Below are 12,780 nucleotides of genomic sequence, written 5' to 3'. Positions count from 1 at the left end.
TCATTGTTTTTCTTAGCAATGACAAAGTTAGTTTTTTACTGATAAAGTTGAAAGGTTAAAGCTTAAACCTATGTTAATATTATTTGCATTTACATTACCAAAAGGAGAGTAATATCTACCTCCTGAAGCAATTATAGAAACTTGATTCGCTACATCATAACTTAAACCAAGTGTAGGACGAATAATAATTCCTTCGTCGGTATCAACACCTGCACCGCCGCCAGCACCAGCCATAACTTCTATAAAACCACGTATTTTTTTATTTAAGAAACGAGGACTATATATACCTCCGCCAACTAATCCGTGAGCATAACCCCCAGAACGACCATCATAGGCAAAACTAGCTTCTCCTGCTATATACAGCCATTTGTTTAAATCGTAGTTAGCTTTAAGACCAATTAATTGTAAGTCTATTTCAGTAGCGTTGTAAACATCATCCGTTTTAGCAACATCAAAATAGCTTTGATTTTGAATTTCTAAACGTAAACCTTGTGTACTATAAGTACTATTTTCTTCGGAAGACGTTCCGCCATTTAATCCGAAGTATTTTAAACCAAACCCGAAAGTATACGCTTCTAAATCGCCTGCAATAGCACGATAATATCCGCCATGACCACTGATAGCGATATTTTTAAAAATTTTTAAATCGATTCCAGCAGAAGGATAAATCATCAACCCACCTTCAGGAGCCACACGACCACCAGCAGCACCAATACCTAATTTCCCGAAAATATTAATGTATTTTGATTGGTATGGGTGATACCCAGCACCAACAAATAAATCCATAAAACCAGCACGTAACCCTCTATAAATAGCATCGGTATGTGCAAATAAGAAGGTGTTTTCGTTTAAATATTTCTGATACTCAAAACCAATAACATATAGCATTTCATTTAAGTCATCACCATTATCTTTTTTTGAATTACCGATAGGTTTAAAGAAATCAAAACGAATTTGTTGTTCATTTTTAACTACAGGTTTACTCCAGAAACTATCAGGAGACAAGTTATCTGCTACAAAATCTTGATGAGCTTTGTCATAATCAGTAAAACGTAAAATACTAGGTATTTCTACAAAGAAAGAAACCGAGTTACTTTTAATTTCTCCTGATAAAAAGTTAACATGACTGTATTGTATTCCGAAGGAGTAATCATTCTTTTTATATTGTAATCCGATATTTGGATTGATAAACCCACCATCATTTACTAAGTAACGATATCCACCACCGCCACCAAAATGGAAGTTAGCATCTATATATAAGTTTTTGTATAGTTGTTTATTTATTCCTAATTCAGCACCTAACGTAAATAATCCTCCTTGGTCACCTGTTACAGCAAAATGAAATCCTGCGCCACCATACAACCAATCGTTAATTGGAATTTGATAGTGTATACCTGCTAATCCCATGGTTGATTTTAGGTTTGGAAATTTATCCGAAGGCATTTCAACAGGGATAAAATTCAAACGAACTTTATTGTGTAACTCTTTTCCTTGTAAACTTGATAAATTCTCTTGACTGTAGATTAGAATGGAGAAAAGAGAGAAAAGAAAAGAGAATATGTAGTGCTTCTTAAAATTCACTAGTGAAATGTAATTTTACTGTTGGATATTTACTTTGAGTCATTTGTATGGTAAATGGAGAGTCGGCTAAAAACACTAGCTGACCTTGTTTGTCTTTAGCTAAATAACGTTGTTTTACACGTTTAAACTCTTTGAATTCTTCATTTTTAGGGTCTTCTGGTTCAACCCAACAAGCTTTATGTACAGCAATATTTTCATACGAACACTTAGCTCCGTATTCATGCTCTAAACGATATTGAATTACTTCGTATTGAAGTGCTCCCACGGTTCCTACAATTCTACGCCCGTTCATTTCCATCGTAAATAATTGCGCAACACCCTCATCCATTAATTGATCTAAACCTTTATATAATTGTTTAGCCTTCATTGGGTCGGCATTGTTTACATAACGGAAATGCTCTGGAGAGAAACTAGGAATTCCTTTGAAGCTTAGTTGTTCGCCTTCTGTTAAAGTATCTCCAATTTTAAAATTACCCGTATCATGTAATCCTACAATATCACCAGGGAAAGATTCATCTACGATTTCTTTCTTTTCAGCAAAAAAGGCATTCGGGCTGGAAAATTTTACTTTTTTACTGTTACGAACGTGTAGGTAAGGAGTGTTTCTTTTAAAAGTACCTGATACAATCTTCACGAAAGCCAAACGGTCACGGTGCTTAGGGTCCATGTTTGCATGAATTTTAAATACAAACCCTGTAAGTTTTTCTTCTTTAGAGTCTACTAAACGCTCTTCTGCTTGTTTTGGTTGCGGATTTGGAGCAATATCAATAAAGCAATCTAGTAATTCTTTTACTCCAAAATTATTTAAGGCAGAACCAAATAAAACAGGTTGAAGTGAACCGCTTAGGTATTCATTTTGATCAAAACTTGGATATACTTCATTCACTAACTCCAATTCTTCACGAAGAGTGTTTGCAGCATCTTCACCAACTATTTTGTCTAATTCAGGGTTATCGATGTCATCAAATTCCACCCCTTCAGAAATAGTTTGTTTATTATCTCCAGAGAAGATATTTAATTTCTTTCCCCAAATATTATAGATTCCTTTAAAATCGTATCCCATTCCAATAGGGAAACTTAAAGGAGTTACTTTTAAACCTAGTTTTTGCTCAACTTCATCTAATAAATCAAAAGCGTCTTTACCTTCACGGTCTAACTTGTTAATGAAAACAATCATTGGAATTTTTCGCATGCGACAAACCTCTACTAACTTTTCGGTTTGTTCCTCAACTCCTTTTGCAACATCAATAACCACAATAACACTATCTACAGCAGTTAACGTTCTAAAAGTATCTTCAGCAAAATCCTTATGACCAGGGGTGTCAAGAATATTTATCTTCTTGTCTTTATAAATAAAAGCTAATACAGAAGTAGCAACAGAGATACCACGTTGGCGCTCAATTTCCATAAAATCGGAAGTCGCTCCTTTTTTAATCTTATTATTTTTAACCGCACCGGCTTCTTGAATTGCCCCACCAAAAAGTAATAACTTTTCAGTTAAGGTAGTTTTACCAGCATCAGGGTGTGATATAATTCCGAATGTACGTCTCTTCTGTATTTCCTCTAAAAAACTCATCTATAAATTTTAAGGTTGCAAAGATACATTTTAAAGCGAACTGTTCAAAAGGTTTTAATTGTTGAACTGGTCTCAATTTTGTAAGTTTGCTTTTCGTAAATTTTCTAGATGAAAGAACAAGTAATTTTAGTTGATCAGCAAGACAATCCGATAGGGTTAATGGAAAAAATAGAAGCACACGAAAAAGCTTTGTTGCATAGAGCATTTTCAGTATTTGTTTTTAATGATAAAAATGAACTAATGTTACAACAACGTGCTGCTGAGAAGTACCATTCTCCTTTATTATGGACGAATACTTGTTGTTCACACCAAAGAGATGGTGAGTCTAATATCGAAGCTGGAAAACGTAGGTTACAGGAAGAAATGGGGTTTTCATGTGAGCTAAAAGAGGTGTTTTCTTTCATTTATAAAGCACCGTTTGACAATGGTTTAACGGAACATGAATATGATCATGTAATGATTGGTCGATTTAACGACGAACCTATTGTAAACCCTGAAGAAGTAGCATCGTATAAATGGATGCCTTTAGTAGAGGTAAAAAATGATATAAAAAATCATCCTGAAGAATATACAGCTTGGTTTAAAATAATTTTTAAAGAATCTTACGATAAAATATCTAAGTATATTTAATATGCCTAAAGTAACAGTTCATAGAAAAGCACATTTTAATGCCGCCCACAGGTTATTTAACCCTAAATGGTCTGATGAAAAAAATTATGAGGTTTTTGGTAAGTGTAGCAATCCTAATTACCATGGTCATAATTATGAGTTAATTATTTCATTAACTGGTGAAGTAGACCAAGAAACAGGGTATGTATATGATTTAGGCAAGTTGAAAGATTTAATTAAATTGAAAGTAGAAGATGTTTTAGATCATAAAAACTTAAATATTGAAGTAGAGGAGTTTAAGGATGTTAACCCTACAGTAGAAAATATATCAGTGGTAATTTATAATAAGTTACGTGTAAGTATTCCAGAAAAATTAGACTTAGAAGTTACATTATACGAAACTCCAAGAAACTACGTAACTTATAGAGGTGCATAATCTATGATAAACCAATTACTACGATTTACTCCAATTTTAAAACAAAAAATTTGGGGAGGAAAAAAACTAAACCAATTACTTCATAAAAACTCAGACGGATCCAATATTGGAGAGAGCTGGGAGATTTCTGATGTTGATGGAGATGAATCAATTGTTAGTAATGGTGCTTTTAAAGGAAGAACATTACGAAGTCTTTTAGAAGAGTATAAGTACGATTTAGTAGGTGATTATGTGTATAAAACTTTCGGTAAGCAGTTTCCGTTATTAATAAAATTTATTGATGCCAAAGAGGTATTAAGCATTCAGGTACACCCTGATGATGATTTAGCAGGACTTCAAGAATCCTTTGGAAAAACTGAAATGTGGTACGTAATGCAAGCTGACGAAGAAGCTAGTATTATTATTGGATTTAAAGAAAACTCAAGCAAAGAAGAGTATATACAACATCTTAATAATAAAACACTTTTAAGTATTTTAAATATTGATAAAGTGGCTAAAGGAGATGTATATTTTGTACCACCAGGTAGAGTGCATGCTATCGGAGCAGGTTTATTAATTGCCGAAATTCAACAGACATCAGATTTAACTTATCGAATTTACGATTGGGATAGAAAAGATATTGACGGTAATTATCGAGAATTGCATACTGAAAAAGCGTTGAAAGCAATTGACTTCTCAGCAGAAAGCTCTTATAAAACAACTTATGTGAAACAAGAAAATGTAGCGAATCAAGTAGTCACATGTCCTTATTTTACGACGAATATACTCCCTGTAAAAGGAAAGAAAGGAATTGATTTATCTGAAAAAGATAGTTTTATAATTTACATGTGTGTAGAAGGAGAAGTAACATTCTTCTATAAAGATCAAGAAGAAGTTGTAAGAAAAGGAGAAACGATTTTGATACCAGCATGTATTGAGAAAGTAGAAGTTTTATCAGAAAGCCTTTCAGAGCTATTAGAAACATACATAAAATAAGCTTAAGAGAACAAACTCCTAAGCTTATAACAAACCAAACTAACTTAACGATTGCTCAATTGATTGTAAAATCAATTTTTAGAAATAATTAAGACGCTTTTTTAATAGTATAGCCAAAAGTAGCTGTACAAATAATATTTTGTTTCTTTTCTTCTTTTTTAGATACTGTTATATTGAAAATAACCTCAGTATCACTCAATTTTTTAATGTTGTTTTTGATAACAAGTTTATCATTAAGGTAGGCATTGTCTAACAGATCAAATTCGATACTGTTAAAACTAAAATTAGAAGAATCTGGGTAAAAGCCTAAAGAAGTGTTTGCACTAGATTCAATTTTATCGTATAAAACTGAAGCTTTTAGCACTTTGTTTTTGCTAACCTGTTTTTTGTTAACTATGAATTGATTAGGCTGACTGTTTGATGTGATGTTTAGTGTTTTCATGATAATTTTAAGGATTAAGTATTAGTAATTCAGGATCTCTGTAAAATGGATTTTGTACTGAGTACATTACAGTTGAGGTTACGTGTTTTCTAATTGAATTTCGATACTTAAAAGTGTTCATAATGTTTAAAATTTAAAATATTAGTAAATAAAAAAAGGTGCTTTTTTAAAAAAGCACCTTGGTTAAGTTTATATTAAAATTGATTATTTAAAATCGATGTTTAATTCTGTTTCTTTGGGTGCTTTTAGGTACGTATACATACTGTTTATGCATGCGGGCTGTACACATAATCGAATTGATTGTGTTGAAAATAAATGTGTATGTGCCTAAAAGCGTTTTCATAAGAACCCAAAAGTAGTAAAAGTTTTTAATAATTGAACAAAATCAAAAATTAATTAATGTTAAAATTTTGTCAATGTGAGTTTTATCGGTTTTTATGATAGCAGTTTAAATATGTATCTTTGATACGTAAACACTTAGTATTATTTATGAAGATAATAGCAATGATTCCTGCACGTTATAGTGCATCGCGTTTTCCAGGGAAATTAATGAAAGATTTAGGTGGAAAACCTGTAATTGTAAGAACTTATGAGGCTGCAGTAAAAGCCAACTTGTTTGATGAAGTATACGTGGTAACCGATTCCGAAGTAATTTATAATTCTATAGAAAAAGTAGGAGGTAAGGTGTTAATGAGCCAAAAAGAACATGAATGTGGCTCAGATAGAATTGCAGAAGCCGTTGAAAATCTAGATGTAGATATTGTGGTAAACGTACAAGGAGACGAACCTTTTATTGATACCGTTTCGTTATCTAAATTAATTAGCGTTTTTAAATCTGATACTCAAAAAGAAATTGATTTAGCGTCGTTAAAAGTAAAAATGATGAATGAAGAAGATATTCAAAACCCTAATAATGTAAAGGTAATTACCGATACAAATGATTTTGCAATCTATTTTTCAAGAAGTATAATTCCGTATCATCGAGATAAAGAGGTAGTTGTAAACTACTATAAACATAAAGGAGTTTATGCCTTTAGAAAAGAAGCATTGATCGATTTTTATCATACAGCTATGACACCAATAGAGGCTGCTGAAAAAATTGAATGTATTCGATACTTAGAAGTAGGGAAAAAAATAAAAATGATAGAAACTTCAGTAGAAAGTATTGGTATTGATACTCCTGAAGACTTAGAAAAAGCTATAAAACAACTTGAAAATGAATAATGTTAAAATAATATCTTTTGATGCAGACGATACACTTTGGGTAAACGAAACTTACTTTCGTGATGCTGAAGATGATTTTGCTCGATTGCTGTCTGATTACGAAACAGAAAATAAAATTCATCAAGAATTATTTAAAAAGGAAATAGAAAACCTTAAAATTTACGGTTACGGTGTAAAAGGTTTTATGTTGTCTATGGTTGAATGTGCTCTAGAAATTTCTAACTATAAAATCAGTCCTAAAAAAATGGAAACCATTCTTGAGATAGGAAAAGAGATGTTAGAAAAACCAATAGAATTATTAGATGGAGTAGAAGAGGTCTTACAAGAACTACAAGGAAAATATAAGTTAATTGTAGCTACAAAAGGAGATTTGTTAGATCAAGAGCGTAAGTTGGCTAAATCAGGTATTTTAAAATATTTTCATCATACAGAGGTGATGAGTGAGAAGAAAAAATCCGATTATAAAAAACTAGTAAAACGGTTAGAAATTGATCCTTCAGAATTTTTAATGATAGGTAACTCATTAAAATCAGATGTACTGCCATTAATTGAAATTGGGGCTACCGCAATTCATGTTCCATTTCATACAACATGGGCGCATGAAGAAGTAAATGAAGAACAAAAATCAGATATTTATAAAACAGTATCTAGTATTACAGATGTATTAAAGTTTTTATAGATGAGATATCTAGATATTGAAAACTGGAATAGAAAAGAACTTTTTAAACATTTTAGGGCTTTAGCAGATCCAACTTTTGGTTTAGTAGCAGATGTAGATGTGTCTAAAACTTATCAATCGGCAAAAGATAAAAATCAATCTTTTTTTGTTCGGTATTTTCATGCTTGTATGAGAGCTATAAATGCCGTTGAAAACTTTAAATACAGAATAGAAGGAGATAAAGTTACAATTTATGATGTAATTAATGCATCAACAACTGTTGCTAGACCAGATACAACATTTGGTTTTTCTTATTTTGATTATTCTGAAGATTTTGAAACGTTTAACCAAAGTTATCTAGAAGAAAAAGAACGAATACAAAATACTACTAATTTATTACCTATTAGATATTCGTTAGGGTGTATACATTCTTCAGCAATTCCTTGGGTAAGTTTTACAGGTCATAAAGAACCATTTTCAGGAAACAAAAATGATAGTGTTCCTCAATTGGCTTTTGGTAAAATAAAGCATGAAAATGATAAAATGTTAATGCCAGTAGCAGTAAATGTAAACCACGCTTTGGTAGATGGATATCATGTTGGGCAGTTTTTTGAAAAATTTCAACAAGAATTAGATAAAATCGATTAATTTTGCATTAAATATTTATAATTATGGCAAGCATAAAAAATTTAAAAAAAGATATTAACTATACATTAGGAGACATTATTAGTATTTGTCAAATAGCTATAGAGTTAAACCCTGAAGCTGATAAAGCTAAAGCAACTGCTATTGTAGATGAAGTTATTGTAACTTTTGATGATTTAATTGCAAAAGTAAATGCAAAAAATGTAGAGAACAAAAAGGCTCATTACAAAGCTTTAAATACTGAGTTAGAGACTAAAGCTAATGCTTTAATAGAAAAAGTAAATAGTTTATAGATACTATAGATTATATGTTTATAAAGCGAGACTGATTAGAGTCTCGCTTTTTTTTTGGATAAATTTTAACATTCACTTTGGAATAAAATTTTGTAAATTACGTTCAGTATTTAATAACAGATAACCCCAATAAATATGGCAAGAGCTATGTATGAGTACACGAAAACTGTACTTCAAAAGGTTAGTTTTAACGCTGATTTATTTTGTAAAGAGCTAGAGAAAGCTTTAAGTAGATTACTACCTTATGAAATAGACGAACTAACTATTTGGCTAAAACAATTTACAGCTAATAAACCAGATTTATATGTTTGCTTAGCCTTAGTCGATAAGTAAAAAAAGGAAGCTTTAAAAGCTTCCTTTTTTTTATTTTTGGTGTTCTCTTTTTTTACCTTTTAGCTTTTTTATAAGCTTTCGGTGAAACTCGTGTTCAGCAACTTCTAAGGTTAGAATTTTTTTATCTGATAAAAAAGTTGAGAGCTTATCATAAAAATTAGTTTTAGCTTCGTATTGTTCTTTTGAAACTGATTTAATTTTATTGACAATTTCTTTTGATTCTTTGTCAGTTAAACTATCAATTCCTCCGCAGCTAAGTATTTTTTTCTTTATGCTGTATCGTTCCGCTTTGTGAAGCTCAATCATTTTTTTATCATATATATTGTATAATGGCCAAAACTTATCAGCTTCTTCTTCAGTTAGGTCTAGTTTTTCAGAAAGAAAAGCTACTTTAAAGGCTTTAATTTTTTCATAGTTCCCTTTTTTAGTCTGTGATTGAGCAGAAAAAAGAGATGCAAAAGCTACAAATAATATAAGTAAATGTTTCTTCATCATTGTTGTATTTCGTTTATAAGTGTTGGTGTGTCAACAGAGCTTAAGTAATCTTCTAGTGTTTCATCACTAATAGAAGCAAATATATCTTCTTCCAGTTCTGAAGTGTTTAAGGTCGTTGCAAGCTCACTATTGTCAATATCACCATATCCATTTTCATACCAAGACTCTATATCGGTAATAGTTATATCTTCAAAAGTAATTTTTTGAGTATTAAAATAATTAATACCAATAAAAAGTAAAACAGAAGCTGCTGCAGCTACAGGAACATACTGTAAGATTCTTTTACGTAATGAAATTACTTTTGATTCTTTAGGTTGCTCTATTGCTAATTCTGATTGAATTCGAGTTTCAATTGTATCAAAATAACCGTGAGGAGTATTGAATGGTTTATTTTTTGGTAAACTATCTATAAATACAGAAGTGTTAATAGTCTCTTCAACTTTTTCAAAATAATTTTGAGGAGTTGAAAAACCATTATCCTTACCAACTTGTTGGCTTATATAATCTATAGTATGTTTTATTTTTTTATCCATTACTTTAGTAAGACTATTATTTTTGTAAAAGGTTTAATTATAGTTCTTTATAAAATGTTCTATTTTTTTAGCGGCTATATGATATGAGGCTTTTAAAGCACCAACGGAGGTATCGAGAATTTCAGAGATTTCTTCATACTTCATTTCATCGAAATACTTCATATTAAATACTAATTGTTGTTTTTGAGGCAATGTAGCAATTGCTTTTTGCAAAATAAGCTGAATTTCATCACCAGAAAACCAATAATCACTATCTAAACTAGAAGTAAGTTGTAGTTGATAATCAGAAATATGAATGTTCTTTTCTTTAGCTTTTTTGTTGATGAAAGTTATAGCTTCATTGGTAGCTATTCTATACATCCAAGAATACAGTTTACTATCTCTTTTAAAGTGATTAATACTTTTAAAAATTTTTACAAAAGTGTTTTGTAAAACATCATCGGCATCTTCATGAGAAATTACTATTTTTCGTATATGCCAATACAATCGCTCTTTATATTGCGATACTAGGCTTTTAAAAGCAACCTCTTTGGTAGTAGATTGCTGTAATTGATTTATAAGTGTAATCTCGTCAATCAACCAAAATTGTTTAGCTGTTAGACTTTAAAGGTAATAAAAGGTTTAAAAAGGATAATAAAAAAATATTACCTAATTCTTTTTGTACATCCAAACAAACGTTTTTCCTTAATAGTTTCAGAAACTCCTTTAGGAAGCATTTCTTCCCATCCATCTTCTCCGTTTTTTATCTTTTTTAAGACTTTTCTTGAGAAAATATGTAAAATATCAGGGTTAAAGTCTTTAATATCAATTAATCGACCATTGTTTTTAAAGAACTTATAAAGTTCTTTCATTCTAGGATGCACTTTAAGGTTTTCACTAGTAATGTATTCACCAGTTTCCTCATTTTTATAAGGATACATGTATACTTTTAAATCTCTATAAAATAGTTTACCAAAAGCTTCTAAGATACCACCGCTTAAATCACGATAATACTTTTCATTAAAAATTTGAATTAAGTTGTAAACTCCCATAGCAAGCCCCATGCGTTCTTTGGTGTACTCGCTAAAGTATTCTACTAGTTTAAAGTATTCTTGATAGTTGGTAATCATAACATTTAGACCAAGAGAACATAGTAGTTCAGCCCTGTCTAAGAAGTCACGTTCGTTAATTTCTCCTTCGGCACGAAGGTTACTTAAGGTAATTTCAAAAATAATTTTGGTTTTCTTAGGATCTACTTTATTCTCATCAAAGAATAGTTGTTTAGAACGCTCAAACATATCCATGTTAACCTTAGTTACGGGTCTGTAACTTCCACGAAGAGCCAAAATATTCTTTTTGTAAAGTACTTGTGCAGGCAATAAGTTATTCCCGTCAGGACCAAACATTACAGCATTTGTCATCCCGTTTTTAACAAGTTGTAAACTCATTAAGCGGTTGTCAACATACATAAAACGAGGTCCAGAGAAGTTGATCATGTCAATCTCTAAACGGTCTTTATCAATATTATCGTAAAAAGATTTTAATAAATCTTTAGGATTGTCATTTAAGTAATAAGCTCCATAAATTAAGTTTACACCTAAAACTCCCAATGTTTCTTGCTGCTGACGAGCATCAGTTTCTTTAAAACGAAGATGCAAAACAATTTCGTTGTAATCTTCTAATGGATCTAATTGAAAACGAATACCAACCCAACCATGACCTTTAAATTTCTTGGTAAAGTTAATAGTAGCTACAGTATTAGCATAACTAAAAAATAATTTATCAGGATGTTTTTGACGGTCAAGTCGTTCCTCAATTAATTCCATTTCATGCTTTAGCATTTTCTTTAATCGAGGTTCAGTAACATAACGATTGTCTTTTTCAATTCCATAAATGGCATCAGAGAAATCTTTATCATAAGCACTCATAGCTTTTGCTATAGTACCAGATGCTCCACCAGCTCTAAAAAAATTACGAACAGTTTCTTGACCAGCTCCAATCTCTGCAAAAGTTCCATATATATGAGCGTTTAAATTAATTTTTAACGACTTCATTTTGGTAGTTGGTACAGTACTTATTTTTTGATCTCCTTTTAACGTAATTGCCATTTTGTTGTTTTTAGTTACGTATTACAAATGTACTGAAATTAGGAACTATCAGACAATTTTTGTTGTATTTTTGTGGTGAAAATGAAGAAAAAAAATCAAGTAAAAATAACTTTTTTAGGAACAGGAACTTCTACTGGAGTTCCGATGCTTACAAGTAAGCACCCTGTAGCTTTATCTAAGAACCCAAAAGACAAACGATTACGGTCTTCAGTGTTGGTTTCGTGGAATAATATTAATTATGTTATTGATTGCGGACCTGATTTTCGTCAGCAAATGATGCGTGAAGAGGTCGAATCAATCAACGGAATTTTATTTACACATGAACATGCAGATCATATAGCTGGTTTGGATGAAATCCGTCCGTATTGTTTTCAAATAGGACCAGTCCCTATCTACTTAACAGAAAGAGTACTAAATGTTTTAAAAAAGCGATACGATTATATTTTTGCAACTGAAAATAGATACCCGAGTGCACCAAGTGTAGCGCCAACTATTGTTTCACACAAAGAAAGTTTTGAGTTGGATGGAGTAGAGGTAACACCAATTGAAGTAATGCATGGCGATTTACCAATTCTCGGATATCGTTTTAATAATGTAGTGTATATAACCGATATTAAAACTATTTCTGAAGAGGAGAAAGAAAAGCTAAAGAGTCTAGATGTTTTAGTCATTACAGGTTTACGAAAAGAACCGCATAACACACATTTTAATTTAGAAGAAGCCCTAAAGTTTATAGAAGAAATTAATCCCAAAAAAGCGTATTTAACGCATATTAGCGAACTTTTAGGTTTGCATGAAGAGGTAGAAAAAGAATTACCTGAAAATGTGTTTTTAGCATATGATGGATTACAAGTTTAGTATTAAAAATATCAATATTACAATCAATATTAATT

Annotated in this window: 16 protein-coding genes; 9 read left to right on the top strand and 7 right to left on the bottom strand. The window is 31.1% G+C overall.

All coding sequences use genetic code 11. The features are described from left to right. Nucleotides 1-27: 27 nt before the first annotated feature. Both C7448_RS07360 and C7448_RS07355 read right to left on the bottom strand, forming a co-directional pair. The gene (locus tag C7448_RS07360) at nt 28-1,581 is read right to left on the bottom strand and encodes a hypothetical protein (RefSeq protein ID WP_245939448.1); all 1,554 of its coding nucleotides are present in this window, start codon (nt 1,579-1,581) and stop codon (nt 28-30) included. Then, a complete protein-coding gene (locus C7448_RS07355; protein WP_115900727.1) occupies nt 1,571-3,157 on the bottom strand; it encodes a peptide chain release factor 3 in 1,587 nt (528 codons plus the stop codon). The genes C7448_RS07360 and C7448_RS07355 overlap by 11 nt, the downstream gene beginning before the upstream one ends. A gap of 108 nt (nt 3,158-3,265) precedes the next feature. On the opposite strand from C7448_RS07355, the gene idi reads away from it, so the two are divergent. From idi to C7448_RS07340, 3 genes are read left to right on the top strand one after another with little or no spacing between them, the layout of a single operon-like run. After that, nucleotides 3,266-3,787 carry an isopentenyl-diphosphate Delta-isomerase gene (gene idi, locus C7448_RS07350; protein ID WP_115900726.1) on the top strand — a complete coding sequence of 174 codons (522 nt, stop codon included), beginning with the start codon at nt 3,266-3,268 and terminating at the stop codon, nt 3,785-3,787. Between the two features lies 1 nt (nt 3,788). After that, complete coding sequence (locus C7448_RS07345) at nt 3,789-4,202, top strand: 6-pyruvoyl trahydropterin synthase family protein (protein WP_115900725.1); 414 nt, start codon at nt 3,789-3,791, stop codon at nt 4,200-4,202. Nucleotides 4,203-4,205: 3 nt separating this feature from the next. After that, entirely contained in the window at nt 4,206-5,177 is a 972-nt protein-coding gene (locus C7448_RS07340; RefSeq protein ID WP_115900724.1) for a type I phosphomannose isomerase catalytic subunit, read from the top strand. An 88-nt stretch (nt 5,178-5,265) separates the two neighbouring features. Here the strand turns inward: C7448_RS07340 and C7448_RS07335 are convergent, their stop codons facing one another. After that, a complete protein-coding gene (locus tag C7448_RS07335) occupies nt 5,266-5,619 on the bottom strand; it encodes a hypothetical protein (protein ID WP_115900723.1) in 354 nt (117 codons plus the stop codon). 489 nt (nt 5,620-6,108) lie between these two features. On the opposite strand from C7448_RS07335, the gene kdsB reads away from it, so the two are divergent. The 5 genes from kdsB (at nt 6,109) to C7448_RS07310 (ending at nt 8,772) form a co-directional block, all read left to right on the top strand. Beyond that, the gene (gene kdsB / locus C7448_RS07330) at nt 6,109-6,843 is read left to right on the top strand and encodes a 3-deoxy-manno-octulosonate cytidylyltransferase (protein ID WP_115900722.1); all 735 of its coding nucleotides are present in this window, start codon (nt 6,109-6,111) and stop codon (nt 6,841-6,843) included. Further along, nucleotides 6,836-7,522: an HAD family hydrolase gene (locus C7448_RS07325; protein WP_115900721.1), complete on the top strand. Its 687-nt coding sequence runs from the start codon at nt 6,836-6,838 to the stop codon at nt 7,520-7,522. The genes kdsB and C7448_RS07325 overlap by 8 nt, the downstream gene beginning before the upstream one ends. Beyond that, a complete protein-coding gene (locus C7448_RS07320; protein WP_115900720.1) occupies nt 7,523-8,149 on the top strand; it encodes a chloramphenicol acetyltransferase in 627 nt (208 codons plus the stop codon). 23 nt (nt 8,150-8,172) lie between these two features. Continuing rightward, nucleotides 8,173-8,439 carry a hypothetical protein gene (locus tag C7448_RS07315; RefSeq protein ID WP_115900719.1) on the top strand — a complete coding sequence of 89 codons (267 nt, stop codon included), beginning with the start codon at nt 8,173-8,175 and terminating at the stop codon, nt 8,437-8,439. Nucleotides 8,440-8,574: 135 nt separating this feature from the next. Next, entirely contained in the window at nt 8,575-8,772 is a 198-nt protein-coding gene (locus tag C7448_RS07310) for a hypothetical protein (protein ID WP_115900718.1), read from the top strand. 30 nt (nt 8,773-8,802) lie between these two features. On the opposite strand, the gene C7448_RS07305 is transcribed toward C7448_RS07310, so the two are convergent. The 4 genes from C7448_RS07305 to C7448_RS07290 all read right to left on the bottom strand — a co-directional run bounded on the left by C7448_RS07305 (nt 8,803) and on the right by C7448_RS07290 (nt 11,887). Beyond that, a complete protein-coding gene (locus C7448_RS07305; RefSeq protein WP_147300510.1) occupies nt 8,803-9,267 on the bottom strand; it encodes a sensor of ECF-type sigma factor in 465 nt (154 codons plus the stop codon). Then, nucleotides 9,264-9,800, bottom strand: a complete 537-nt coding sequence (locus C7448_RS07300; RefSeq protein ID WP_115900716.1) for a hypothetical protein — start codon at nt 9,798-9,800, stop codon at nt 9,264-9,266. The genes C7448_RS07305 and C7448_RS07300 overlap by 4 nt, the downstream gene beginning before the upstream one ends. Before the next feature lie 33 nt (nt 9,801-9,833). Further along, nucleotides 9,834-10,379 carry an RNA polymerase sigma factor gene (locus C7448_RS07295; RefSeq protein ID WP_115900715.1) on the bottom strand — a complete coding sequence of 182 codons (546 nt, stop codon included), beginning with the start codon at nt 10,377-10,379 and terminating at the stop codon, nt 9,834-9,836. A 65-nt stretch (nt 10,380-10,444) separates the two neighbouring features. Next, a complete protein-coding gene (locus tag C7448_RS07290) occupies nt 10,445-11,887 on the bottom strand; it encodes a TonB-dependent receptor (protein WP_115900714.1) in 1,443 nt (480 codons plus the stop codon). Between the two features lie 81 nt (nt 11,888-11,968). Between C7448_RS07290 and C7448_RS07285 the strand changes: the two genes are divergently transcribed. Then, the gene (locus C7448_RS07285) at nt 11,969-12,745 is read left to right on the top strand and encodes an MBL fold metallo-hydrolase (protein WP_211321896.1); all 777 of its coding nucleotides are present in this window, start codon (nt 11,969-11,971) and stop codon (nt 12,743-12,745) included. The last annotated feature ends 35 nt before the right edge of the window (nt 12,746-12,780 follow it).

The sequence above is a fragment of the Tenacibaculum gallaicum genome (genome assembly GCF_003387615.1).
Lineage (GTDB): Bacteria > Bacteroidota > Bacteroidia > Flavobacteriales > Flavobacteriaceae > Polaribacter > Polaribacter gallaicus.
The sequence above is the reverse complement of the archived record's forward strand: the minus strand, read 5'-3'. Positions and strand labels throughout refer to the sequence as shown.